This is a genomic window from Candidatus Poriferisodalis sp. (assembly GCF_965208925.1).
Lineage (GTDB): Bacteria > Actinomycetota > Acidimicrobiia > Acidimicrobiales > Poriferisodalaceae > Poriferisodalis.
Genome location: NZ_OZ242364.1, coordinates 1,447,310 through 1,471,660 on the forward strand (window position 1 = coordinate 1,447,310; position 24,351 = coordinate 1,471,660).

Consider the following 24,351-nt stretch of genomic DNA (forward strand, 5'->3'; position numbering starts at 1 on the left):
GCGCCGCCTGAGCGGCCTAGATGACTGAATTCCTGCAGTTCCTCATCCCGGGGATCCTCATCGGGGGCGTCTACGCGCTGCTGGCCTCAGGGCTCGGGCTGATCTTCGGCGTGATGCGGGTGGTGAACTTCGCCCAGGCCGACTTCATGATGCTGGCCATGTACCTGTCGTGGGCGCTGTTCGCGGGCGGCATCGGCATGGACCCGTTCCTGGCCATGCCGGGCGTCTTCGCCGTGTTCCTGCTGCTGGGCATGGCGGTCCACTGGCTCTTCATCCGCTTTGTGATCGGGCGGCACGAGAACCACGACGCCCAGGTCATCCTCACCATCGGCCTCGGGCTCATCTTCCAGAACCTCATCCTCATCAGGTACTCCTCGGAGCCACGCGTCGTGGCGCCGTCCTACGCCAACGAGGGCGACTTCATCGGCGACATCTTCATCAGCCGGGCGCGCCTGTACGCCTTCGGGCTGTCGCTGCTGGTCGCAGCGCTGCTGTTCCTGTTCCTCAACCGGACCGGCACCGGCCGCGCCATCCGGGCCGCGTCGGAGAACTGGGAAGCCGCCACCTACATGGGCATCAACATCGACCGGACCAACCGCATCGCGTTCGGCGTGGGCGTGGCGCTCACCGCCGTCGGGGGATCGGCCCTCGTCACGTTCCAGAGCATCACGCCATTCGTGGGCCTGCGGTTCGTGGTGGTGATGTTCGCCGCCGTCGTGCTCGGCGGCCTCGGCAGCGTCAGCGGCGCCTTCGTGGGAGGGGTGCTCATCGGCATCATCCAGTCCGTGTCGCAGGTGTGGACCTCGGCAGCCGTGAAGAACGTCTGGGTGTTCGCGCTGTTCCTGCTCATCCTGTACGTGCGACCCAACGGGCTGTTCGGCAAGGTCCAGCGAGCCATATGACACGACGCCTCATCCCGTTCGTCGTGCTGATCGCGGCCGTGGCACTGCTCAACGGCTGGCTGTACCAGCGGTTCCATGTGCGGGTGCTCACTCTCGCCGTCGTGTGGGCGCTCGCGGGCGTGGCCTGGAATCTCATGGCCAAGGCCGGGCAGATCTCGCTGGGCCACAGCGCATTCGTCGGCATCGGCGCGTACGGCTTCACCGTGCTGCTGCGCGAGGGCGGGATGTCGCCGTGGACCGGCATGGCCATCGGGATGGGTGCCGCCGCGGCGGTGGCCTTCGTCATCGGCCTGCCCACGTTCCGGCTCAAGGGCTTCTACTTCACGCTCGCGACCATCTCGTTCCCGCTCATCCTGGAACTGCTCGTCTCCCACTACGGCGAGCCCGAGCTCACGGTGCCGTTCCACCCGGAGAATCAGTGGAAGTTCATGGAGTTCTCCAACGCGCACACCTACGTGTGGGTCGGCCTGGGGATGCTCATCGTCGCGCTGCTGATCAGCGAGCTGATCGACGTGACGTCATTCGGATTCGCCCTGCGAGCCATCCGCGACAACGAGGTGCTGGCCCGCGCCGTGGGCATCCGGACGGTGGCCTGGAAGTCCGCCGCCTTCATGATCTCCGCTGCGCTGTCGGCGGCCATGGCCGTGCTGTGGGTGAAGGCCGTGCTGCGGGTGACGGTTGCCGAGGAGGTCTTCGGCATCACCGTTGTCATCGTCATGCTGTCGGTGGCGTTCGTCGGCGGGGTCGGGATGACGTGGGGACCGGTCGTCGGCGCGGCGTTCCTCATCCCGCTGGCCATGTTCCTGGACGATTCGATCGGCGAGGCCGTGCCCGGTGCGCAAGAGCTGGTCTATGCCGCCGCGCTCGTGCTGGTGGCGCTGCTGATGCCGCGAGGGATCCTGCCTGCTGCCGGATGGGCCTGCCGCTGGCTCGCAGCACGGCTCGGGGCGCCGCCGGAGTCGCCGGGCCGGCCGCTGCTGCAGCGTGTGCTGGCGCCGTCGCCGCGGCCCTCGCCGCTGCTGAGGGTGCCGCGCAGGCCCCGGCGCCCGGCAGCAGCGCCCTCAGCGAGTGATGCGCCGGTGCTCGAGGTGGACGGCGTGGCCAAGAGCTTCGGCGCCAATCGCGTCCTGTCCGACGTGTCCTTCACCGTTGATGCGGGACGGCGGGTCGGCATCATCGGCCCGAACGGCGCCGGCAAGACGACGCTGTTCAACATCATGACCGCCCACCTGCGCGCCGATGCCGGGCGGATCCGCTTCAAGGGCGTGCCGATCGACCGCATCCGGGCCCCGCGGCGCTACGAGCTCGGCATCTCCCGCACGTTCCAGGTGCCGCAGGGCTTCGGGCTCATGTCGCCGCTCGACAACGTGGTCGTCGCCGCCATCGGCGCGTCGGTGCAGCACCCGGTGCAGGCTTCGATGGAGATGCTCGAGCGGGTCGGCATCGCCGGCAAGGCACTGGGTCAGCTCAGCGCGCTCACCGTCGCCGAGACCAAGAGTCTCGAGCTGGCCCGGGCAATGGTGAGCGAACCGGAGCTGCTGCTGCTCGACGAGCCGCTCGCAGGCCTCAACGAGGCCGAGCGTCTCCGCTTCTTCCAGATCGTCGACGACCTTGTTGCGCCGCAGACGGCGATCGTGGTGATCGAGCACTCGGTCCGATCGCTGGTGCGCTACGCCGAATCGGTGGTGGCACTCGACGACGGCCACATCATTGCGCACGGCTCACCCGACGAGGTCGTGTCCGACCCGCGCGTGGTCGAGGCGTACCTCGGCTCGAAATGGATGGAACGTGCTCGAGATCAGTGACCTGTGCGCCGGCTACGACGGCATCCCCGCGCTGAGATCAGTCGGTTTTCGCGTCGGCCCCCGCGAGCATGTGGCCATCCTGGGCCCCAACGGCGCCGGCAAGACCACCCTGCTGAAGGCCATCAGCGGCACCGTGGTGCCCGACTCCGGCTCGATCCGCTTCGACGATCGGGACCTGCTCGCCCAGGCGCCGCACAAGCGAGTCGAAGCCGGCATCGTGCACGTGCCACAGGGGCGGATGATCTTCGCGTCGATGACCGTGGCCGACAACCTTCGGCTCGGCAGCCACCGCAGGGCTGCGCAGAACCGGCACGACGAGCGCCGCGAGCTCGTCTTCGAGATCTTCCCGGCCCTGGCCGACATGCGGGGCCGCGACGGGGGCGCGCTGTCGGGCGGCCAGCAGCAGATGCTGGCGGTTGCGCGCGGGGTGATGGCCTGCCCCCGGCTGCTCATGCTCGATGAGCCGTCCATGGGGCTCGCGCCACGCGCCGCGGACGACATCTTCGAGGGCGTCACGCGCCTGATGCAGAGCGAGACGACCGCCATGATCGTCGTGGAGCAACGGGCCCACCAGGCGCTCGAGGTCTGCGACCGGGCGTACGTGCTCGAATCCGGCGAGGTGGCGCTGGAGGCCACCAGCCGGGAGCTGCTGGCCGACGAGCGGCTGGCGGCCGCCTACCTGGGTTCAGAGCTCTGAGATGCTCGCCGGACCTGCGCCGAGGCGAGGCGCCCACGACGGCGAGCCCTGCCCGATCCCCTCAGGCACCGTCCGGTTCGCCGTAGAAGCTCCGGTACCAGGCTCTGGTCACGATGCGCGCCACCGTCTTCACGTCCACCGTGGTGGTGTTGAGCGCATCGTGGGCGAACGTGGTGTAGGCGGTCTGCTCGACCAGCGACGCCATGGCCCGGGCCACCGTTGCCGGGTCGAGCCCGTCGAGCCGGACACGGTCGTCGTTCTCGATCGCATGCACGAACCGGGCCACGTGACGCTCGCGCATCGTCCACCAGATCGTGGTGAAACGCTGCTCCACGGTGGTCGCCGCGATGAAGGCGCGCATCACGCCCCTGTTGTCGCGGTAGTGCTGCAGGTATCCGAGGTTGGCCTCGAACAGCGCGGCCTCAGGATCGTCGCCGATCGGCGTCGACGACCTGCTCCGCCTGAAGAGCTCCTCATGGATGTCGCGGATCACGCTGCTGAACAGGTCTTCCTTGTTCTCGAAGTACCGGTACAGGCCGCCGAGCGAGAGACCGGCCTCTGCCGCGACATCGCTCATGCGGGCATCGACGTAGCCGTCCTTGGTGAAGACCGTCGATGCTGCGTCGAGAATCGTCTGCCGTGTCCGGCGACCCTTCGGAGTGGTGGGTTCAATGGCCATGATCGCTTCGGCGGCCCGGTAGCTCGCAGCGGGCAAGCCTATCCGCACATCGGTCATGCACTAAAAGCAAAAGCGAAGTCGTTCTAATGAACACCCGGCGAGCCTGCAATACTCCCGGGGACGGACCCAGCGGCGAACGGAGGAGCGCCGTGAGCGACAACCGGGCGGAGTGCTATCGCCGCGCCGGATGGTGGACGGGCCGCCGGCTGATCGATCGATTCGAGGCCCATGTCGGCGAGGGCCCCGACCAGCTCGCTCTGGTCAGCGATGGCGCCGCCATGTCACGGCGGGAGCTGTGGCACGCCGCCGGCGCCGCTGCCGAGCAGATCCGCTCGCTCGCCGGGACCGCCAGGCGGCCGGTGGTGATCCTGCTGCCGAACTGCGCCGACTGGATGGTGATGTTCCTGGCCGTGCTGAGGGCGGGCCATGTGCCGGCCACGCCTCCTGTCACCACGCCAGAGGCTCATCTGCGCCACATCTTCGAGCTCACCCGGCCGGCCCTGGTCGTCTGCAACGGCCAGGGCTCGGGCAACCGCCCTGCAGACGCCGTCCGGCGAGCCGCCGCCGCGGCGGCCTGCGGGCCAGTCTCCTTGGCGGTGGCGGAAGGGGGCCGGCTGGCGCCCGACGGCCCACTGAGCTCCCCGGCCGTCGCCTACAACGTGCCGGAATCCACCGCACACCTCATGTTCACCTCAAGCACGACCGGGCCGCCCAAGGCCGTGAGTCACAGCGAGGATTCGCTGGCCGCGCTCAACATGCAGTTCGCCGAGCGCTTCGATCTCAACCAGCACACGCCGGTATTCATGCCGTCACCGCTCGGCCACAGCGTCGGTGCCATTCACGGCTGCCGCCTGTCGCTGTTCGTGGGTGCGCCGCTCATCCTGCAAGACGAATGGGATGCCCAGGCGGCCTTGGAGCTGGTGGCCCGCCATGGGGCCGAGTTCACGGCGGCGGCGACACCGTTCCTGCTGGATCTGGCCGATGCCCGCTGGGAAGCCGGCGAGCCCAAGCTGGCATCGATGCGCAGCTTCCTGTGCGGCGGTGCCCAAGTGCCGCCCGCGCTCATCCGGCGCTGCCGCGCCGAGATGCCGAACACGTTCGTCACCCCGCTGTGGGGCATGACCGAAGGCGGCCTCACCACCTGCGTTCGGGCGTCGACCGAGTGCCAGGTCGAGACCACGGTGGGGGTGGGACTGCCCGGGCTGGAACTGCGCATTCTCGAGGCCGATGGGGTGTTGCACTATGCAGGCAGCGGCGAGCTGGTCATGCGCGGGCCGGGGGTGTTCAACGGCTACTACCGCCAGCCCGAGCTGTACGCCGCGGACATGGTCGGCGACGGCTGGTTCCGGACCGGCGATCTCGCCCGCATCGACGCGGACGGCTACGTATCGATCACCGGACGACTCAAGGACCTGATCATCCGCGGCGCCGTCAACATCTCGCCCGTCGAGACCGAGAACGCGATCGCCGCCCATCCCGAGGTGGTCGGCGTGGCCGTGATCGGATGGCCCGACGTACGGCTAGGCGAGCGCATCTGCGCAGTGGTCCACGCCCGCATCCCGCTCGACCTCGATGAGGTGCTCGCCTTCTGCGCCGAACAGGGACTGCCGCGCCGCTGCTGGCCCGAGCGTCTGGTGCATGTCGACGGCTTCCCGCGCACAGCGGCAGGCAAGATCCGCAAGCAGCAGCTCCGCGATGAGCTCGTCGCTGCGGGCGAGCCCGCTGAGACGACGCCCGGCAGCAGCGCCGGCCCGGACAGGGAGACGGTTCGATGAGCACTGTCGAGCTGGGCGACATCACGGTCAACTACGCCCGGCACGGCTCGGGACCGCCCGTCGTGCTGCTGCACGGACTGGCCGAAGACCATCGGTCCTGGGAAGGCATCGCCGGCCATCTCGGCAGGTTCACCGTCTACGCGCTTGACCTGCGCGGCCACGGCCGCACGACAGCCGGCGAGGGCACCGGCGCGCTGTCGCAGCTCAGCGGCGACCTCGACGCGTTCCTGCGCAACGTGACCGGCCCTGCCGCAGTGGTCGGCTACTCGCTGGGCGGCACCATCGGGCTGCGGGCAGCGACGGCGGCGGACACCCTGATCAGCCATCTGATCGCGGTGGCCACCTCGTCGGTGGTCGGCTCGGCTGCCGCCGAGTTCTTCGCGGGACGCATCGCCCAGCTCGAAGCCGGCGACGCGGGCGCCTTCGCCGCAGGCCTGCGAGACGACACGGCCGCCCAGATCGTCACCCAGTCAGACATCGACGCCGTGACCGCGAGGCGACTGGCCGCCATCGGCGACGGCAGCGGCTACATCAACGCCGCCAAGGCGATGATCGGCCTGCGGGCCGAGCCGCTCAACCCGCTGCTCGAGAACGTCGAGGTTCCCGTGGACGTCATCGGGGCATCGGACGACGTCTTCTGCCCCCGCAGGGCATCGGACATCATCACCGAACGTGTCACCGGCAGCCGGTACCACGAGATAGCCGGCGCCGGCCACCTGATCTCCGTGGACCAGCCCGGCGCCTACGGCACCCTGATCGCCAGGCTCCTGGGTGAGAGGCAATCAGCATGAAGCGTCGCTACGGCATCTCCATGGGCGTGAGCCCTCGCGAGCCGTTGAGCCGCACGGCCGAGCTGGCCCGCGCCATCGACGAGCGAGGCTTCGAGGCGCTGTGGTTCATCGACTTCCAGCTCGGCATGAAGGACGTGTACGCCGCCATGAACCTGGCAGCGCTCTCCACCGACACGGTGCTCATCGGGGCAGGCGTCACCAATCTGGTCACCCGCCACCCCACCGTCACCGCCAACGCCACCGCCGCAGTCGACGAGCTGTCCGGCGGCCGCGCCGTGCTGGGTCTCGGCGCGGGATGGTCAGCGGTGCTCGGTGCCGGAGGCGCACCGTCCAAGCTGGCCGAGCTGCGCTCGGGCATCGACGAGTTCCGGCAGCTCTTCAGCGGCGAGCCATGCGATCTCTACGGCAGCCAGGTGCGCCTGGCCACCGCGACGCGGCAAGTCCCCATCTATCTGGCTGTGTCCCAGCCCGCCATGCTGCAGCTCGCCGCACAGACGTGCGACGGCGTCGTGCTCATGGGCGCCGCCGACCCCGAGTTCTGCATGTGGCAGCTCGAGTTCATCCACCAGGGACTGGCGGCAGCCGGTCGCGACCGTTCGGAGCTGACCGTCGACCTGTTCGTCACCATGTCCATGGACGATGACCGCCAGACCGCCCTCGGCGACGTCAGGGCCTGGGCCGTCAGCCAGGCGGCCACCTTCCATCCGTGGAAGCGCATGCCGCCTGCGTGGGAGCGATTCCGCCCCGAGTTCGAGCGCGCCGCAGGCGCGTACGGCCTCGTCGACCACCTGTCGCTCCAGGCGGAGCACAAGCACATCGTGTCCGACGACTTCGTCACGTCAGTGGCGCTGGCGGGCGACCGCGACACCTGCGTCGAACGGATCCGTGAGCTCTGGCAGCTCGACATCGACCGGATCACCTTCGCGCTGCTGTCGGGCGGTCGCGAGCAGCGTCTCGCGCAGCTGGCCGACGACCTCATCGCCAACGTCGACGCAGAGGGAGAAGGCTGATGACCACGGAACAGCGAGTGGCGCTGGTGACCGCAGCCGCCGGCGCCGGCATCGGGGCCGCAGCGGCGAGGCGGCTCGCCCATGACGGCTTCGATGTGGTGGTCACCGACGCTCACGAGCGCCGGTGCCACGAGTTCGCCGACACGCTCGCCGGCGAAGTGGGCAGGCAGGTCAGCTCGTACCACCTCGATGTCACCGACCATGCCCAGGTGCACGCCGTCATCGAGGAGGCCGCTGCGGCCAAGGGCAGGCTCGATGTGCTGGTCAACAACGCAGGCTGGTCGAAGATCGAGCCGGTGGCCGAGATGTCCACCGACACGTGGCAGCGCTGCCTCGACGTCGACCTGACCGGCACGTTCGTGTGCATGCGGGCCTCGCTGCCCCACATGATCGCCGCCGGGAGCGGCTCGATCATCAACATCTCGTCGATAGCCGCCTGGGAGATGTCGGCCGAGCACGGCGCCGCATATTCGGCTGCCAAAGCCGGCGTCCTCGCGCTCACCCGTGTCGCCGCCGCCGAGAACGGCAGCCACGGCGTGCGTGTCAATGCAATCGCACCGGGCCTGATCTACAACGACTTCCTGCGCAAGATCTATCCGGAGGAGTTCTTCAAGAGCTACCTGATCGAAAAGGCCTTCCTGGGTCGCATCGGGCAACCCGACGATGTCGCGGCCATGGTGTCGCTGCTGGCGTCGGACGAGTCGGGCTACATCACCGGCGAGGTGTTCACTGTCTCGGGCGGCGTGTCGGCTCGTGGATGAGGGACCCCTGTGGTGGCCGGTGCATCAGCTCATCGATGCGTACCGCAGCGGCGCGCTGTCACCGGTCGAGGTCTGCGAACAGGCGCAGGAGCGCATCGCCCAGGTCAACCCGCTGCTGAACGCCGTCGTCCTCACCACCGCGGAGCTCGCCCGCAGCCAGGCGGTCGCCGCAGAGGCGGCGTATCGCGACGGCACTGCCGGCCCCCTCGCCGGCGTGCCGGTGTCGATCAAGGACGCCTTTCACATCGAGGGTCACGTCACCACGCTCGGTTCGCTGGCGCACGCCGACGACGTGATGCCGCACGACTCGGGTGCCGTTCGCCGGCTGCGCCGTGCCGGGGCCGTCTTCGTCGGCAAGACCAACGTTCCGGAGTTCTGCCAATCGGCCACCACTGACAACCTGCTGGGTGCCGACACGGCGAATCCCTTCGATCCTCTCCGCACAGCCGGCGGTTCGAGCGGCGGCGCCGCATCGTCGGTTGCGGCGGGCATGTGCACCCTCGGCCTCGGGTCGGACGGCGGCGGATCCATTCGCATTCCTGCGTCGTTCTGCGGCCTCGTGGGCTTCAAGCCCACCTACGGCACCGTCCACGACGAGCGAGGGTTCCGTGCGTTCAGCCCGTTCATCTCTGCTGGCCCGTTGGCGCGATGCGTCGCCGATTCACGCCGCATGCATGCGGTGCTCTCCGACGGCAACAGTGACCGGGATGCCCCCGGCGACGCGGAACCTCGCCGTGTCGCATGGTGTGCCAGGCCCGAGGGCCGCCCGATCGATGCCGGCATCGGCGCCGCGGCCGCTGCCGCGGTGGAGGTTTTTGCGTCGTGCGGGCACGACGTGCACCCGGTGGATCTTGATCTCGGCGGCTGGGAGGAGATCTTCGGCCCGCTGGTGCTGGCCGACGAGGGCGAGCGCCGCGGTCACCTGCTGGACGGCCCCCACGAGCTGACCTGGTACTGCCGCCGGTCTCTCGAGGCAGCGCAGCGACTCGATCCCGCTGTTGTCTCGGCGGCCCGCACTGCGCTGGTGACGTACCGCGAGCGAGTCGACCGCTGGTTCGGCGACTACGACGTGATCGCCACCCCCGCCACGGCCACCACCGCGTTCGAGCTCGGATGCCGGCCGGCGGCCATCGCGGGCGAGCCCGTGTCGAAGCTGTGGGGCGCCTTCCCGTTCGCCGTGCCTTTCAACGTCTCCGGCCATCCCGCGGTGGTGCTGCCTGTCGGGTTCGTCGACGGACTGCCGGCAGCAATCCAGCTCGTCGGACGCCACGGATGCGACCACGAGCTGCTGGCCGTCGCCGAACAGCTCGAAGGGGTGCTGGACGTGCGTCCATTCGCTTCATCGGCTCTGCGCGCGCTCGCCTCCTGCACGGGGGGCGACAGCTTCTAGCTCGCGCGGGCGGCCAACAGGTCGGCGACGTGGTTGGCGGTGCTCTCGCCGGTGGACAGGGCGCCGTTGACCGACGGGATGCCCATGTAGTCGCCCGTCAGGAACAGGCCGTCGATGCTGCCCGCAAGCTGGCCGGGCACCTCCGCCAGCGCGGCGAGCATCCCGGGCTCGCCCATGCACAGCGCCTCGGGCCAGCGGTAGACGCGGAAGAACAGGCCCTCGTCATCGCCGGGGAGCGCGGAGCCCGGCGGCGCGTTCCGGCGAGCGGCGCTCAGCAGCTCGTGCTTGATCGTCTCGTCGTCCAGCGGGAACAGCTCCTTGGCGCGGACGCGCCCGATGAGCAGGTCGAGAATGCTGTGGCCCGGCGGCGCGCACGCGGGCAGGAACTTGGACCGGTCCATCAGCAGCGGGGCGTCGCGGTCTTCTGCGTAGATCGCGCCATGCCAGCCCGCGGGCAGCGGCGAGCGGTCGAGGCCGATCACCACCCGGCAGCCGGTCGAGTAGCTGACCGTGCCCAGCGCTTGGCGAACCGCCGCGGGCAGCTCGGGTACCAAGTCTGCGACCTTCGTGCCCGGCACGGCACAGATCACCGCGTCGGCCTCGATGGTCTCGCCGCCGGCGACCACGCCGGTCGCCGTTCCGTCTGCGACGACGATCCTGCTGACGGGCGCCGACACCCGAGTGACCTCGGCGCACTCGGCGGCCAGCGCTGCGCTCAGCGAGCCGATGCCCCGCTCAGGCATGAACACCTCGCCGTCGCTCAGCATCGTCTCGCCGATGTAGGCCCGCATCAGCGCCTGGCCGGCCGGCGCCGGATCGCCCAAGATCATCTTGAGCGGCCCGCTCAGCGTCACCTGCAGCTTCTGGGGCACCCCCAGCCGCTCCAGGTAGTCGCCGAAGCTCTCGCCGTCGTCGATCTCGGCGAGGGGGCTGTCGCTGGCGAAGCTCATGTAGTCCGTCTGGCGACGGATCTGGCTGATCACCTTGGTGCCGGCCCGGAACCCCGACGGCGACAGGAAGCCCATGGCTGCCGCTGCGGGCAGCTGCCGCACGAAGCTCCGCAGCGACCCCTCCGGCGTGGTGGTCACCCAGCGCCCGCCGCGCAGGTGCCCGAACTTCATCTGCGAGCGCACCAGCGGCAGGCCCAGCTCGTCGCAGATGCGGAAGGCGGTGTCGTAGGTGGCGGTGAAGACGAAGGCGCCCATGTCCACCGAGAAACCGTCGACCTGCTCGCCCTTGCCGCGCCCGCCGGCTCGCTCGGAACCCTCGAGCAGCAGGGGAGTGATGCCCCGCTTCTTCAGCGTGTAGGCGGCGCTGAGCCCGGCGAAGCCCCCGCCGACGATCACGACCCGCTCGGTGCTCATGCGACGGGCTCCTTTCTCGCTGGCGTAGGCGCCCGCAGTGACTCAACGCTATGGCTGCGCCGGACAGTGCCGGCGGCGGCGCCCCGCCGCCTAGCCCTCAGTCGAGGCGGCCAAGCGGTAGCCGACGCCGTGCTCGGTGAAGATGTAGACGGGCGCTGCAGCGTCGTCGCCGAGCTTTGCCCGCAGCTTCCTGACGGCGGCGCGCACGCGGTCGGTGTGGTTCGAGTCTGAGTGGCCCCATACCTGCCGCAGGAGCATGTCGGTGGTCACGACCCCTCCTGCGTTGGCGGCGAGCAGGCGCAGCAGGTCGAACTCGGTGGCCGTGAGGGCCACTGCGCAGCCGGCCAGGCTCACCTGCCGCCGTGTGAAGTCGACCCTGAGGTCGCCACGCGCGTAGGTCTGGGGTCCGGCCCGGTTGCGCAGCACCGCCTGGACCCTCGCGACGAGCTCGATGGCCGAGAACGGCTTGACGATGTAGTCGGCTGCGCCATTCTCCAGCGCTCTGGCGATCGTCTCGTCCCTGCCGTACCCGGAGATGAAGATGATCGGCAGCTCGGCGAGCTCCGGGGTGCTGTTCATGAGCTCGATGCCGTCAGTCCTGGGAAGCATGAGGTCGAGCAGCACCAGGCTGGGCCGTTCCGTTCGGATGAGTTCGGCAAGCTTGCCCGGGTCGCCTGACGTCAGCGGGGCGTAGCCGGCCGTCGAGAGTGCGTTCCTCACCATGTACAGCGCTTGCGGGTCGTCATCCACGATCAGGATCGGCGTCTTGGCTTCTGTCTGCCCGGCCGACCGCTGCGCGGCGACACGAGGGGCTGCTTCGGCAGAGGCGGCGGGAAGCGTGAAGGTGAAGCATGCGCCCTTGTCGGTGCCGGCGCTGTGGGCTCGGATGCGGCCGCCGTGGGCTTCCACGAGCCCCTTGCAGATGGCCAGGCCCAGTCCGGTGCCGTCGGCGAGACCCGAGCGCCGCTTGAACAGGTGCGGGAGCTGCTCAGGCGGGATCCCGCTGCCTTGATCGGTCACCGAGATCTCGATGAAGCCGTTTTCGTGGATCGCTTCGACCCGGATGGGGGACGTCTTGGGGGCGTGCCGGGCCGCGTTCGACAACAGGTTGTTCAGCACCTGTGTGATGCGCTCGGGGTCGGCCATGGCCGGCGGCAGCGTCGGCGAGAGATCGATGACGACAGGGTTGCTCCCGCCCCCGCTGAGGAAGTTGTTCCTGGCCCTGTCGACGAGATCGGTGATGCTCGACGGCTGGGGAGTGACCGTGAGCGTGCCGGCTTCGATGCTCCCCGCGTCCAGCAGATTGGAGATGAGACCGCGCATGTGGTCGGCTTGTTCGTCGATGATGCGGAAGAACTGGAGCAGTTCCGCCTGAGGCGGGGCTGGTGTCGTTCCGAGCACGGTCGCCGCGGAGCCCTTGATGGACGTCAGAGGGGCCCGCAGCTCGTGGCTCACCATCTCGAGGAACTCCGCCCGCCGCCGCTCCAGCTCCTCGAGGCCGGCGAGGTCCTGCATGGTGATCACCACCGAGTCGCTCTCGCCGTGTGCCGAACCGATCGGGGTGACGTTCATCAGGGTCCGCACCCGGCGCCCGTCGGGTACCGACAGGGTGATCTCCCCGGCGCGCATCTGCGCAGCCTGCTCCAGCTGCTGATCCACGGGGACGTCCGCCAAGGACAGGTCCGGCCCGTCACGCACACGCCACCTCACTGCGTCGAGCAGGTCCTTGGTGCGCTGGCCCGGGTTGCTCAGCTTGTGCATGATTCGGCGCGCTTCGAGGTTGGAGGACACCACACGGCCGGCCGCCATGTCATAAACCACGACCCCGATCGGCGACGTCTCCACTAGCGCTTCGAGGTCGGCGCGAGCCCGGTTGACGGCGGTGTGCGTTCGGGCGTTCGAGATTGCCGTCGCTGCCTGCGATGCAAACAGGACGAGGAGTTCCTCGTCTTCGCCGGTGAATTCTTGGCGGTCTTCCTGGTCGTCCACCTTGTCTCCCAAGAAGAACATGCCGAGATGCTCGCCTTGGTGCAGCATCGGCGCGCCCTGCAACGTCGTCGAGGCCCAGTCCGGCACGGAGAGCTCGATCGAGCGCAGGTACGACGCAAGATCCGGAATCTGCAGCGGCGCGGAGAGGTCCCGCAGGTGCTCGAAGAACCGCGGTCCGTCAGGCCACTCCACCATCACGCGACGGCTCTCGGGCGAGAAACCTCCGGTGACGAATTCCCGGATCTCGCCTCGCTCGTCGACCGTGATGATGACGCCAAGCTGTGCCCCGGTGAGCTCTCGAGCGCTCTCCAGCACTTCCTCGAGCACCGTGGCGACGTCGAGGCTCTGATTGATGCGCAGGATCGCCGAACTCAGCTTGGATATCCGGCTGCTGGTTGCCCGGTCGGCGGATTGCTTCGATTTGCGATCGGCCATTGCTGCACCTCTGTCGAAATACTGCAGGAATATCAGCCCTAGTACATCAAACTATGGCTTATCACAGAATAAGAAACTGAAGCAGTCACTAAACTGGCGAGAATTGCCACGATCCGTTCACATATGCCACTACCTAGCGCGCGCCTGCGTGTGTGATTGTGAGATTTTGAACGCTGCCGCATGCATGAGAGTGAGATCTGCATGAACATGTGCACGATCTGACGCGAGCATCACGGCCTCACTACCTGCACTTTCGCTGTTGAGTCCGCGCGGAAAGCGACGCAAAGAAAAGATGCACGCCATGGATGGATATCTTAAGAAAGCAACGAATTGATCACACATATTGCCGCTATAGTCACAGCCCATTCACAAAACAAATATCGACTCAGAAGTGTCCGCATTTGAGTACTAGTTCTGACAGATTGTTGGCAACGAAACTCGCAATCGGGCGGCGTAGATGGTTTTAGTGTGGTTCTAGATCGTGCTACTTTCAGGAAAGTTCTGGGGGGCAGTCACTGTCTATGACTGCGGCCGCGAGGGAACGATCACAACTGGAGGATGCGATGTCAATACTTCGCAAGCTGGTATTGCCGTTGATGGCCTTCGCCCTAGTGGCATCGGCCTGTACGAGCGATGACGATGAGGCGGCGCCTGCAACAGAGGCACCCGCCGCCACGGAAGCCCCGGCGGCCACCGAGGCACCGGAGCCCGAAGAAGAGGAGATGGCCGATTCGAGCGATCCCATCCGGATTCCGCTGCACAACTGGTCGAGCCAGCTGGTCGGCGCTGAGGTGGTAGGCGGCATCTTGGAAGCGGCCGGCTTCAGCGTGGAATATGTGCCGTCTGACAGCCAGGTCGTGTACCAGTCGATGTGCGACGGCGACATAGAGCTCGTCCACGAGGTCTGGGAAGGCGCCTTCGGTGTGGCCTTCCAGGAGCAGGTCGATGCCGGCTGCGTGCTCGACTGGGCCACTCACAACGCGGTGACCCGTGAGGAGTGGTGGTACCCGATCTATGTGGAAGAGCAGTGCCCCGGTCTCCCGGACTGGGAGGCGCTGAACGCGTGCGCTCACCTGTTCGCGACCGCAGAGACCGGCGACAAGGGACGCTTCCTGGGCGGCCCGGTGGACTGGCTCAAGGGCGACGAGGAGCGCGTCGAGGGCCTCGGCATGGACTTCGAGGTGATCAACGCCGGTTCGGCGGCCACCTTGTGGGCTGAGCTGGATGCAGCCTCGGCGGACAACACGCCGATCGTGCTGTTCAACTGGACGCCCAACTTCGTGGAAGCCGTCTATGAGGGCAAGTTCATCGAGTTCCCGACCTTCGAGGACGCCTGCCGCACCGATCCCGAATGGGGCACCAACAAAGAACTGACCCATGACTGCGGCAACCCGGCCGACGGCTACCTCAAGACGGGCGTGGGCATCCACTTCCCCGACAAGTGGCCCACGGCTGCAGCCATCGTGCAGCGCATGGACTTCACCAACCCGATGCTGGCCGCCATGGCCGCAGCGGTGGATGTGGACGGCAAGGAAGCATCAGAGGCAGCCCAGGAATGGCTGGCTGCCAACGAGGATCTCTGGCGGAGCTGGATCGACGGCTGAGCGGTCCAGCGGACAAGAAACGGACCTCCTCCCGAGGCGCGGTTGACGGGGAAGGGCACTGCAATCTCGGATCTGGCGATCCCGGGATCGGCGCTCTTCCCCGTCGGCTGCGTTAACCAGCCGGCAGAGCATGGGTGGTGCTGTGGTGAACGGTGACGCCGTGATCTCGTGCCGCGATGTATGGAAGCTCTACGGCCCCGATCCCCAGCGGTTCCTCGAGCGCCACGACGGGGCGCCGTCGGTCGACGAGGTGAAGGACGCGGGCTACATCCCCGCGGTGGTGGCGGCGAGCCTCGACGTGATGCCGGGCGAGATCCTGGTGCTGATGGGCCTCAGCGGCTCGGGCAAGTCGACGCTGGTGCGGTGCCTGTCGCGCTTGGTCGAACCGACCGCAGGCACTATCCACTTTGCGGGCGTTGATTTGCTGGCGGCATCGAGCCGTGAGCTGATCGACATGCGCCGGCACCGGATGGGCATGGTGTTCCAGCACTTCGCGCTGTTCCCGCATCGCACCGTGGCCGAGAACATCACCTTCCCCCTCGAGGTGCAGGGAGTGGACGGGGCGACCCGCAGGGCGAGAGCCGAGGAGATCCTTGCCTTGGTAGGGCTGGAGGGCCGTGGCGGCTACTACCCGCGGGAGCTCTCGGGCGGCCAGCAGCAGCGAGTGGGCATCGGCAGATCGTTGGCGGTGGAGCCCGACGTGTGGTTCCTCGACGAGCCGTTCTCTGCGCTGGACCCGCTGATCCGGCGCGAGATGCAGGACGAGTTCTTGCGCCTGCAGTCGGTGCTGCACAAGACGATCGTGTTCATCACCCACGACTTCAGCGAGGCGATCCGTCTGGCCGACCGCATCGCCATTCTCTACGAGGGCCAGATCGTGCAGCTCGGCAGCGCCGAAGACCTGGTGACGCAGCCGGCGACCGACTACGTGCGCAACTTCGCCCGCGATGTCCAGCGAGACCGGATCCTCACCGCGGCCAGCGTGATGGGGGCTGCGGCCGACGCCGCGCCGGACGCGGCAGCCGTTCCGGCCGATGCGGTGCTGCGGGACATCGCGGCCAGCGTGCTGAGTGCCTCGCAGAACCTCCGGGTCGTCGACGGCGCCGGCACGACGGTCGGCAGCCTGAGCCGCGACGCGGTGATCGATGCCATCTGGGGCGCCAACGGGTCCGAGGTGGGCAACTCGATTCGATGACCACAGCGACCGAGCCCGCTGCGGGGTCCGCCGCAGAGTCCGCTGGGCCACAAAGCCTGCTGGAGCGCATCGGCCGCCTGCGGGGCTGGCGCATGGCGCTGCTGCTGGTGTCGCCCTACCTGGCCATACAGGTCTTCCACCAGGCGGCGCCGGGCTGGTTCCCCGATTTCCTGTCAAAGCTGGGCGAGTTCCGGTTCCTGCCCGATTGGGCCAACGAAGCGCTGCTGTACCTCAAGGACGAGCAGCTCTTGGGCCTGTTCAACGTCAAGGACGTCACCCGCACGGTCTCGGGCTGGCTGGAGTACCCGCTGGACCTCAGCGAGCAGCTGCTCATCGCGGGGGAGGGCCCGTTCGGCTTGGGCGCCGTGCCGTGGGTGGTGCTGGTGGGCCTGTTCGCGGTGGCGGGGGCGAAGTTCGGCGGCTGGCGGCTGGCGGTGGTGGCCGGCGGCTGCTCGCTCTACCTGGTGTTCTTCGACATCTGGGACGACTCCATGATCACGCTGTCGATCGTGGTGGTGGTGGCCCCGCTGGCGGCCCTGTTCGGCTGGGCGGCCGGCCTGGCGGCGGCGAAGGCGAAGTGGTTCGAGGGCCTGCTGGTGCCGGTGCTCAACGTGATGCAGTCGATGCCGCACTTCTCCTACCTGCTGCCGATCTCGGTGTTCATCGGCATCGGCGACGAGGCCGGCGCCATCGCCACGATTTTGTTCGCCGTTCCCCCGATGGCCCGGCTCACCCTGCTGGGCCTGCAGACGGTGCCCACCGAAGTGCTCGAAGCGGGCCTCACGTCGGGCTGCACCCGCTGGCAGATGCTGTGGAAGGTGGAGATGCCGGCGGCACGCCCGCAGCTGCTGGTGGGCGTGAACCAGGTGCTGATGCAGTGCTTCGGCATGACGGTGCTGGCCTCGTTCGTCGGCACCCGCGGGCTGGGTCTGCCGCTGCTGAACTTCCTGCAGAGCCTGCGGATCGGCAAGGCGCTGGAGTACGGCGTGGCCATCGTGCTGATGGCCATCATGCTCGACCGGCTCAGCCAGGCCGCGGGCTCCCGCCGGCCCGAGCACGTCGACCTGTCGAAATCGTGGCTGGCACGCCATCCCTACTGGGTCGCGACCGCTGCGGTGGCCGCCGTCGGCACGGCCCTGGCCCAGCTCACCAGTCACGCCCAGCTGCTGCCGAAGAGCTGGACGATCAGCACGGCTCCGGTGTGGGAATGGCTGGTCGACTGGGTGCAGCTCAACCTGAAGACGCCGCTGGGCTATTTCCGCGACTTCATGATCACCGAGGTCCTGTTCCCGATGCGCGACGGCTTCGGTTCCCTGCCGTGGATCGGCCTGCTGGTGCTGGCGGCGGCGGTCGGGTGGCGATTCGGCGGCTGGAAGCTCGCCGCGATGGTGTCGCTGTTCGTGGCGTACCTGGCGTTCTCCGGCTTCTGGATCGAGTCGATGGAGACGCTCTACCTGGTCGTGGCCGCGCTGATCGTCAGCGTGGCCATCGGCGTGCCGATCGGGGTGTTCGCCTCGACGTCGTCCCGGCGCTATGCCGCGGTGCAGGTCGTGCTGGACACATTCCAGGTGCTGCCGTCGTTCATCTACCTGATCCCGGTGGTGATGCTGTTCCGGGTCGGCCCGGTCGCGGCGCTCACCGCCATCGTCATCTACGCCACCGTGCCCGCTGTGCGCTACACCATGCTCGGCCTGCGCAATGTGCCCCCCGACATGGTGGAAGCCGCGGAGATGTCGGGCTGCACCCGCTGGCAGCTCCTGCGCAAGGTCAAGTTCCCCATGGCCTTCCCCGAGATCATGCTGGGGATGAACCAGGTGCTGCTGTTCGGGCTGCTGCTGGTGATCATCTCTGCGTTCATCGGGGGAATCGACGGCCTCGGCGACGAGATTTTGCTGGCCCGCACCGAGCAAGCCCTCGTCGGGGAGGGGCTGGTGGCCGGGTTCAACGTGGCCGTCATCGGGCTCACCGCGGATCAGCTCATCACCAACTACGCCCGGGAACGCAAGGCCCAGCTCGGCATCACCTGACCGCTCGCGCGGCAGGTCGTCGGCCGGGTCAGCTGCGCTCGATGACCCCGCAGGCGTCGCGGCCGAGGGCCGCACGCTCGGCCTGGGCGTCAGGCGTTGCTGCCGAGATGCTCGCCGAACATGGCGAACGCAGTGGCGTACGAGCGGGCGGCGCCCTCGGGGTGATACGCGTGCCCGCCCGGCACGGCGAACCCGTGGTCGGCGCCCTCGATCACATCAGTGCTGCCCCGGTCACCGAGCTCGGTGACGGCGTCGAGCAGGGGCTGGTTCTCTTCGAGCGACGCAAGCTGATCGGCGGCGCCCTGTGCCATGTGCAGCCGCCCCGTCATCGTGGGTACCGACAGATGCGGCGAGTTGGGCTCGGACGTCACGCAGAACGAGGGATGCAGCCCCACGCCGGCGACGAAGGTGTTCGAGCGGCCGGCGAGTGTGCGCACCACGGTGCGCGCCCCGATGCAGTAGCCGATGCATCCGGCGTTGACGGTGTCCACCGCCGGGTCGTCGTGCAGCGAGGCCAGCGCCACCGCGATGTCTGCGTCGACCATGTCGTCGGTGGTGCCCAGCAGCAGGCCCAGGAATTCCTGCATAGCGGGGGAGTCGGGGCCCTCGGCGAAGAGCGCAGCGATGTCGAACGTCAGCCACGGTCCGTTGCGCCAGTACCGGTCAGGCACCGCAACGCAGAAACCCTCGCTGGCGATGGCGTCTGCGGCTTCACGCGATCCGTCGTCGAATCCCGGTCCGTGATGGAAGAACATCACCAGCGGGAACGGGCCGTCGCCGTCCGGTCGGGCGATGTACAGCCCAAGCTGTCCGTCGCCAGTGTCCAGTTCGCGTCGTTCAGTGTGCATGCGGCCCCCTAGCGAGATATGCGCCCGCGCACGGTAACCGTTCCCCCATGGCGGGCACGACGCCTCGTCGGCGAGTCGTCGGGAAACCCAACGAGAGTGTCAGCTGCGCTCGATGACGCCGCAGGCGACGCGGTCGCCGGCGCCCGGTTCGGGTCCGTAGGAGTCCGGCTTCGCGTGAATGATGATCGCCGAACCATCGGAGTCGAATATGGAAGTCTCGGCGTCTGCTGCGAGCGTCACGAGATCGGTGAAGACATCCGCCCGGGCGGTGCCGTCGCCGGCTGCATGAAGGTTCGGAAGATCGCCGCCGTGCCGTCCATCGGGATCCATGAATCCGTGACCTTGTCCGCCGGGAGCAAAGTGCCCGCCTGCAGCGCTGAAGTCCGGCGTGCAGGCACCAATGGTGTGGATGTGGAATCCGTGAGCGCCCGGCGTCAACCCGCTGATGTCGGCGGAGATCAGCACGCCGTTCGGCCCTTGCTCCAGCGTGACGGTGCCCATCGGCGATCCGTCAGCACCCGACATCGTTGCCGCTGCCCGCTGGCCGACACCGGCGATGTCGTTGCTGTCGTCGTCGCTGCAAGCAGCGAGGCTCAACACCACGAGCAGTCCCGCCATCGTCCCGATGAGCGTCTTCTGGAAGCGCATACCCGATCCTGTCTGCCGATTCGGCCGCAAACCCCGACCACGCTAGATCACGCCCTGGCGGCGCTAGGGATGAGGGCACGGCGCACATCTACAGTGGCCGCGTGGACCGCTCAAAGTACTCGCAACTATCCTCTGGCGGGCACTGGAATCGGGTGGCGCTGATTGTCTTGGCGGGGGCACTCATCGCTGCCGCCTGCGTCTCTGAGAAGCTGCCCGGCGACACCGCAGACGAAGCGGCGTCTACGTCCACGAGCGAGGTGCCAGCCGAGGGCGACGAGGCGCTTCCCGACGAACAGGAGTCCGTCAGCGGTGCAGTCGAGACTGACGCCGAACTCCGCATCGATCTCCCCGATGCGGTCACCGTTGCCGCGGGATACTTCAATGCGTGCACGCTGTCGCTTGATGGCGCCTTGGCCTGCTGGGGCGCCAACAGCAACGGCGAAGCCGAACCGCCGGACGGCGAGTTCGTATCGGTGTCGATGGGAGGTCGCATTGCGTGCGGCCTCCGCACCACCGCCGACGTAGCGTGCTGGGGCTCGAACGCGGCAGGCCAGACGGACGCTCCTGCTGGGAAGTTCGTTGCGATCGCCGCCGGCGACGACGCCGCGTGCGGCATCCGCCCCGACCGCACACTCGCCTGCTGGGGTTCGACAGCAGCAGGTGACGAGCCACCCCCGGCGGGTTCGTTCAGCAAGGTGTCGCTCGGCGTGTCCCACGCATGCGCGCTGCGGACTGATCGCACCGTTGCGTGCTGGGGACACCTCGAGCATGCCGAGTTGTCGGTGCCCGCAGGAAGCTTCATCGATGTAGCGAGCGGGCCATTTCACTCGTGCGCAGTACGCGACGACCAGAGCGTCACCTGCTGGGGTTTGAATACGTCGCTTCTCTCCAGTGTTCCCAGCGGCACCTTCACCCAGGTCTCGGTGGGCGCCGGGCACGCCTGCGCACTCGGCACGAGAGGCGAGGTGACGTGCTGGGGTGAGAATTCCGCCGGTGCGGCCGATCCGCCTGCGGGGCGCTTCGCGTCGGTGACGGCTGGCTCTCAGCAATCGTGCGCTGTGGGCATCGACGACGTCGTGACGTGCTGGGGCTACCGGATCGATGATCTCGTCGACGTGCCGCCCGGCAAGTACACGGCCGTTTCGGCTGCATTCCGGCACAGCTGCGCTGTCCGGGCAGATGGTCAGGTCGATTGCTGGGGTGCCTGGCCGACTTCTCCGCCTGAGTTCCCGCCAGGCCGGTACACGGCAATCGAGGCCAGCCTCCCGTGGTCGTGCGCGATCCGGGTCGATGGAGCGGCGGTGTGCCGCAGCTATGGCTCATACGGGGGCATCGAGCCTCCGCGGGAGCGGTTCACCGAGGTCGTTGCCGGGCACGTCGGCGGATGCGGGCTGCATCTCGATGGGACAGTGACCTGCTGGGACGAGAATGGCACTCGGCTCGCGGACGCACCTCACGGCGCGTTCGTCCAGATCGCTGCAGCTGCGCATGTCGTGTGCGGGTTGCGGCCCGAGGGGAACATCTCGTGTTGGGGCTCCGATGAGCACGGCACGGCGTCGCCGCCCGCGGGCGGCGAGTTCCTCCAGCTCGCTGCGGGGAGTCATCACGCGTGTGCCGTGGCATTCGGAAGCCGGGTGGAGTGCTGGGGCGATGCGTCGGGCGGCAAGACCGACCCGCCCGACGGGCTGTATCGCTATGTGGACGTGGCTGCCGACTATGCGTGTGCCGTGCGCGTCGACGGGGCCATCGTCTGCTGGGGCGAAGGCGTGGTCGGCGAGGCGGGCGCACCGAGCGGGGTGTTCGGGAGAGTCTCGGTGGGAGACGGCCACGCCTGCGCGACCCGGTCTGATGCCACAGTGGCGTGCTGGCTGACTCGGGCTGTCGGAACGCCGGCGGCTGTCGAGGCATTGGGACCAGGCGGCCTCGACGACCTTGACGAGAGCGACGGCGACGTCGAGTACGTGTCCGGCGTACTCGACCCGCTGACGAGCCCGGAGGCACTCGTCGCCATCGTCACACAGGTGCTGGAGAGCGATGTCGATGAGCCCGTGCGCTCCCACAGCGTCGCCGACCTCGGCCCGTTCGGCTGGTCATTCGAGATCAGCGAGTACGACGGGGAGTTCAACGAGTGGACGATCTCGCTGCGAGGCAGTCCCGGTGACGACCCGGAAGACATGCTCGGCAACGAGTTCCTCACGGTGGACGGCACGGTGTACATGCGTCTGCGTATTCCCGAGGCGATCCGTCGCGGATCGGGCATCGAGATTCCGTCGGGTTGGTTCACCGTGGGCCGCGCCACGATGGAGTACCTCGGATTCGACTGCGGGCCGGCAGAGGGGAGTCCGGGCTCTGACGGTGACGAGGGCGGTGATGAGTGCGTCCTTCCCGAGGCCGATGACTACTTCGCGGACTACGTGCTCGACGCGGTCATCATCGGCGACGCGGAGATTCGCGGGGTTCCGACGACAGGCGTTCTGGCGACGCTGGACGCGGCCGCGGCAGGCCTGGTGCCGTCTGACAGCGTGGAGGAGGGCAGCCTCGCGGACGTGCTGAGCGGCATTACGCCAGAGGAACTCACGATCGAGCTCTGGCTGGACAAGCATCTGCGGATTCACCGGTCGGTCCTGACCGAGACCATGGACTGGCAGGCGCTGTCCGAACGGTTCGGCGTGGATTTCACGGCGCTGCCCGACGAGATCGTGACGACCACAGACTTCTACGACTTCGGTGCCGAGATCGACCTTCGGGCACCGAGGCCGTCGGAGATCGAGGGCGAGTTCGGCGAGTGGCTCGACGAGATTGAGCTCCGGTTCGGACCCGAGGTGCGAGGCCAGCTCGAATCGCTGCTCGTTTGAGCCTGACGGGCAGCCCGGAGAGCGGCCGATCGGCCGCGACAATGGGGGTTGTCATGGCGGCATCCGCGAGGTTCGAGCAGGTCACGCTGGCGGGGATCGCCGCGCTGCATCTCGGCGTCGGGTTGACGCACACCTACGGCCATGCCGCTGCAGATGTGCCGATTCCGGCTGCGCAGCTCGTCTACATCGTTGTGGTGGTGACGCTGCTGCCGCTGGCCGCGGTGTGGCTGGCGTTCCGTCGCAGCGTCCGGCTGGGCGCTGCGCTGTTCGCCGCGTCGATGTATGCGTCGTTCGTGTTCGGCTACCTGCTGCACTTCGTTCTCGACACGCCAGACCTGCACTCGAACGTGATCGGCGACGGCGCGGGTGTGTTCTTCCACACCGCACTGAGCCTGGCGCTCATCGAGTTCGTCGGGTTCGCGGTCGGGCTGGTCGCTGCAGTCCGCCGCACCCGCTGACAGCTGCGCAGCCGCCGAGCCGCTAGGCGGCGTTCACCTGGGGCAGGATCTCGTCGTTGAGCTGGCGGAGGTCGTCGAGCGTTTTCGAAACCGGCACATCGGCGAACGGCGGCCAGATGAGGGGCATGGTCATGCCGGCAGCCTTCAGCTCGATCAGGTTCTGCGTGATCTGATCGGCGGTGCCTGCCAGCAGGTTCGTCAGCTTGCCGTTGCGGGCCTGATCGGTCGGCTCGTCGGTGATCACGAACCAGCACATGCTGGAGATCTCCATGTCGTCGACGCTGTGCGAGCTGTCGAGCTTGTCGAGCTCGTCGCCGAAGGCGGTGAGCCACTCGGTCAGTTCCTCGGGCGTGTCCTGGATGCCGATCCAGCCCGACAGGTTGTACTGGGCCACTCGCTTGGCGGAGATGGCCGGGTTGCGCAGGCCGCTCATGAAGATCGGTGGATGCGGGTCTTGCAGCGGCTTGTGGCCGAAGCCGCTGGGGCCGAAGTCGGCGAACTCGCCGTGGTACTCGAACAGGTCGTTCGTCCAGATGCCCAGGCAGATCTCGATGGTCTCGCGCACGTGCTTGTGCCGCTTCGGGAACAGGTGCGACGCGCTTGCGGCAGCGAACTCCTCGGGCATCCAGCCCGAGCCGACGCCGACGTTGACGCGCCCGTTCGACAGGTGATCCACCGTGGCGATCTCGGCAGCGAACACGCCGGGCGAGCGGTAGGGCGTGTCGGTGATGCTCATGCCGATGCGGCACTTCGAGGTCTTGGCGGCGAGCCAGGGGATGAGCGGCCAGCCCTGGAACCACTGGCCGCGGGCCGAGACGGGGAGCTGCGTGGGGAACTGCTCCATCATCCCGAACGGGTACTCGAGCTCGCCGCGGTCGGAGACCTCGGGCACGACGATGCGGTCGAGCGTCCAGATCGAGTCGAAGTCGAGTTCTTCGGCGAGGTCGGTGAGGTCCTCGAGCTCCTGGACGGTCACGTGGTCACGGAAGTTCGGCAAGTACAACGCCAGCTTCATGTCAGCCATGTCTGATTCCCCCTGTTCGTGCGGCAGCACCGAACGCCGCCGCCGACACGCCGAACGCTAGGAACCGCGCCTCGCCACGGTCAAGCCGATGTCC

The 24,351-nt window shown here is 68.0% G+C and carries 19 protein-coding genes; 13 read left to right on the plus strand and 6 right to left on the minus strand.

Going from position 1 to position 24,351, the window contains the following annotated elements; translation table 11 throughout:
- Positions 1-20: 20 nt before the first annotated feature.
- From ACOGI5_RS06485 to ACOGI5_RS06495, 3 genes are read left to right on the plus strand one after another with little or no spacing between them, the layout of a single operon-like run.
- A complete protein-coding gene (locus ACOGI5_RS06485) occupies positions 21-902 on the plus strand; it encodes a branched-chain amino acid ABC transporter permease (protein WP_419863609.1) in 882 nt (293 codons plus the stop codon).
- A complete protein-coding gene (locus tag ACOGI5_RS06490) occupies positions 899-2,707 on the plus strand; it encodes a branched-chain amino acid ABC transporter ATP-binding protein/permease (protein WP_419863610.1) in 1,809 nt (602 codons plus the stop codon). Before ACOGI5_RS06485 ends, ACOGI5_RS06490 begins: the two co-directional genes overlap by 4 nt.
- Positions 2,691-3,404, plus strand: a complete 714-nt coding sequence (locus ACOGI5_RS06495) for an ABC transporter ATP-binding protein (protein ID WP_419863611.1) — start codon at positions 2,691-2,693, stop codon at positions 3,402-3,404. Before ACOGI5_RS06490 ends, ACOGI5_RS06495 begins: the two co-directional genes overlap by 17 nt.
- A gap of 61 nt (positions 3,405-3,465) precedes the next feature.
- Here the strand turns inward: ACOGI5_RS06495 and ACOGI5_RS06500 are convergent, their stop codons facing one another.
- The gene (locus ACOGI5_RS06500) at positions 3,466-4,140 is read right to left on the minus strand and encodes a TetR/AcrR family transcriptional regulator (RefSeq protein WP_419863612.1); all 675 of its coding nucleotides are present in this window, start codon (positions 4,138-4,140) and stop codon (positions 3,466-3,468) included.
- Between the two features lie 92 nt (positions 4,141-4,232).
- Here ACOGI5_RS06500 and ACOGI5_RS06505 point away from each other — a divergent pair, with 92 nt between their 5' ends.
- From ACOGI5_RS06505 to ACOGI5_RS06525, 5 genes are read left to right on the plus strand one after another with little or no spacing between them, the layout of a single operon-like run.
- Complete coding sequence (locus ACOGI5_RS06505; protein ID WP_419863613.1) at positions 4,233-5,858, plus strand: AMP-binding protein; 1,626 nt, start codon at positions 4,233-4,235, stop codon at positions 5,856-5,858.
- Positions 5,855-6,649 carry an alpha/beta fold hydrolase gene (locus ACOGI5_RS06510; protein ID WP_419863614.1) on the plus strand — a complete coding sequence of 265 codons (795 nt, stop codon included), beginning with the start codon at positions 5,855-5,857 and terminating at the stop codon, positions 6,647-6,649. The genes ACOGI5_RS06505 and ACOGI5_RS06510 overlap by 4 nt, the downstream gene beginning before the upstream one ends.
- Positions 6,646-7,659 (plus strand): LLM class flavin-dependent oxidoreductase, encoded by a 1,014-nt coding sequence (locus ACOGI5_RS06515; protein WP_419863615.1) that lies wholly within the window; start codon positions 6,646-6,648, stop codon positions 7,657-7,659. The genes ACOGI5_RS06510 and ACOGI5_RS06515 overlap by 4 nt, the downstream gene beginning before the upstream one ends.
- Positions 7,659-8,420 (plus strand): SDR family NAD(P)-dependent oxidoreductase, encoded by a 762-nt coding sequence (locus tag ACOGI5_RS06520; RefSeq protein ID WP_419863616.1) that lies wholly within the window; start codon positions 7,659-7,661, stop codon positions 8,418-8,420. The genes ACOGI5_RS06515 and ACOGI5_RS06520 overlap by 1 nt, the downstream gene beginning before the upstream one ends.
- Positions 8,413-9,810 carry an amidase gene (locus tag ACOGI5_RS06525; RefSeq protein ID WP_419863617.1) on the plus strand — a complete coding sequence of 466 codons (1,398 nt, stop codon included), beginning with the start codon at positions 8,413-8,415 and terminating at the stop codon, positions 9,808-9,810. Before ACOGI5_RS06520 ends, ACOGI5_RS06525 begins: the two co-directional genes overlap by 8 nt.
- On the opposite strand, the gene ACOGI5_RS06530 is transcribed toward ACOGI5_RS06525, so the two are convergent.
- Positions 9,807-11,174, minus strand: a complete 1,368-nt coding sequence (locus ACOGI5_RS06530) for a protoporphyrinogen/coproporphyrinogen oxidase (protein ID WP_419863618.1) — start codon at positions 11,172-11,174, stop codon at positions 9,807-9,809. The two genes, ACOGI5_RS06525 and ACOGI5_RS06530, sit on opposite strands and share 4 nt — an antisense overlap.
- 90 nt (positions 11,175-11,264) lie before the next feature.
- Positions 11,265-13,598 carry an ATP-binding protein gene (locus ACOGI5_RS06535; RefSeq protein ID WP_419863619.1) on the minus strand — a complete coding sequence of 778 codons (2,334 nt, stop codon included), beginning with the start codon at positions 13,596-13,598 and terminating at the stop codon, positions 11,265-11,267.
- Positions 13,599-14,161: 563 nt separating this feature from the next.
- On the opposite strand from ACOGI5_RS06535, the gene ACOGI5_RS06540 reads away from it, so the two are divergent.
- The 3 genes from ACOGI5_RS06540 (at position 14,162) to ACOGI5_RS06550 (ending at position 18,424) form a co-directional block, all read left to right on the plus strand.
- Positions 14,162-15,202, plus strand: a complete 1,041-nt coding sequence (locus ACOGI5_RS06540; protein WP_419863620.1) for an ABC transporter substrate-binding protein — start codon at positions 14,162-14,164, stop codon at positions 15,200-15,202.
- A gap of 145 nt (positions 15,203-15,347) precedes the next feature.
- The gene (locus tag ACOGI5_RS06545) at positions 15,348-16,397 is read left to right on the plus strand and encodes a quaternary amine ABC transporter ATP-binding protein (protein WP_419863621.1); all 1,050 of its coding nucleotides are present in this window, start codon (positions 15,348-15,350) and stop codon (positions 16,395-16,397) included.
- Positions 16,394-18,424, plus strand: coding sequence for an ABC transporter permease (locus ACOGI5_RS06550; RefSeq protein ID WP_419863622.1), 2,031 nt, complete (start codon positions 16,394-16,396; stop codon positions 18,422-18,424). Before ACOGI5_RS06545 ends, ACOGI5_RS06550 begins: the two co-directional genes overlap by 4 nt.
- A gap of 89 nt (positions 18,425-18,513) precedes the next feature.
- Here the strand turns inward: ACOGI5_RS06550 and ACOGI5_RS06555 are convergent, their stop codons facing one another.
- Positions 18,514-19,272 carry a dienelactone hydrolase family protein gene (locus tag ACOGI5_RS06555; protein ID WP_419863623.1) on the minus strand — a complete coding sequence of 253 codons (759 nt, stop codon included), beginning with the start codon at positions 19,270-19,272 and terminating at the stop codon, positions 18,514-18,516.
- 99 nt (positions 19,273-19,371) lie between these two features.
- The gene (locus tag ACOGI5_RS06560; protein ID WP_419863624.1) at positions 19,372-19,920 is read right to left on the minus strand and encodes a superoxide dismutase family protein; all 549 of its coding nucleotides are present in this window, start codon (positions 19,918-19,920) and stop codon (positions 19,372-19,374) included.
- Between the two features lie 101 nt (positions 19,921-20,021).
- Here ACOGI5_RS06560 and ACOGI5_RS06565 point away from each other — a divergent pair, with 101 nt between their 5' ends.
- Positions 20,022-22,775 (plus strand): RCC1 domain-containing protein, encoded by a 2,754-nt coding sequence (locus ACOGI5_RS06565; protein WP_419863625.1) that lies wholly within the window; start codon positions 20,022-20,024, stop codon positions 22,773-22,775.
- Between the two features lie 53 nt (positions 22,776-22,828).
- Positions 22,829-23,233, plus strand: a complete 405-nt coding sequence (locus ACOGI5_RS06570; protein ID WP_419863626.1) for a hypothetical protein — start codon at positions 22,829-22,831, stop codon at positions 23,231-23,233.
- Positions 23,234-23,255: 22 nt separating this feature from the next.
- Here the strand turns inward: ACOGI5_RS06570 and ACOGI5_RS06575 are convergent, their stop codons facing one another.
- Positions 23,256-24,248, minus strand: coding sequence for an LLM class flavin-dependent oxidoreductase (locus ACOGI5_RS06575; RefSeq protein WP_419865448.1), 993 nt, complete (start codon positions 24,246-24,248; stop codon positions 23,256-23,258).
- Positions 24,249-24,351 lie beyond the last annotated feature (103 nt).

Coding starts and splice junctions, on each gene's coding strand:
- ACOGI5_RS06485 (WP_419863609.1), top strand. CDS start 21: ATGACTGAATTCCTGCAGTTCCTCATCCCGGGGATCCTCATCGGGGGC.
- ACOGI5_RS06490 (WP_419863610.1), top strand. CDS start 899: ATGACACGACGCCTCATCCCGTTCGTCGTGCTGATCGCGGCCGTGGCA.
- ACOGI5_RS06500 (WP_419863612.1), bottom strand. CDS start 4,140: ATGACCGATGTGCGGATAGGCTTGCCCGCTGCGAGCTACCGGGCCGCC.
- ACOGI5_RS06510 (WP_419863614.1), top strand. CDS start 5,855: ATGAGCACTGTCGAGCTGGGCGACATCACGGTCAACTACGCCCGGCAC.
- ACOGI5_RS06515 (WP_419863615.1), top strand. CDS start 6,646: ATGAAGCGTCGCTACGGCATCTCCATGGGCGTGAGCCCTCGCGAGCCG.
- ACOGI5_RS06520 (WP_419863616.1), top strand. CDS start 7,659: ATGACCACGGAACAGCGAGTGGCGCTGGTGACCGCAGCCGCCGGCGCC.
- ACOGI5_RS06530 (WP_419863618.1), bottom strand. CDS start 11,174: ATGAGCACCGAGCGGGTCGTGATCGTCGGCGGGGGCTTCGCCGGGCTC.
- ACOGI5_RS06535 (WP_419863619.1), bottom strand. CDS start 13,598: ATGGCCGATCGCAAATCGAAGCAATCCGCCGACCGGGCAACCAGCAGC.
- ACOGI5_RS06540 (WP_419863620.1), top strand. CDS start 14,162: ATGTCAATACTTCGCAAGCTGGTATTGCCGTTGATGGCCTTCGCCCTA.
- ACOGI5_RS06550 (WP_419863622.1), top strand. CDS start 16,394: ATGACCACAGCGACCGAGCCCGCTGCGGGGTCCGCCGCAGAGTCCGCT.
- ACOGI5_RS06555 (WP_419863623.1), bottom strand. CDS start 19,272: ATGCACACTGAACGACGCGAACTGGACACTGGCGACGGACAGCTTGGG.
- ACOGI5_RS06560 (WP_419863624.1), bottom strand. CDS start 19,920: ATGCGCTTCCAGAAGACGCTCATCGGGACGATGGCGGGACTGCTCGTG.
- ACOGI5_RS06570 (WP_419863626.1), top strand. CDS start 22,829: ATGGCGGCATCCGCGAGGTTCGAGCAGGTCACGCTGGCGGGGATCGCC.
- ACOGI5_RS06575 (WP_419865448.1), bottom strand. CDS start 24,248: ATGAAGCTGGCGTTGTACTTGCCGAACTTCCGTGACCACGTGACCGTC.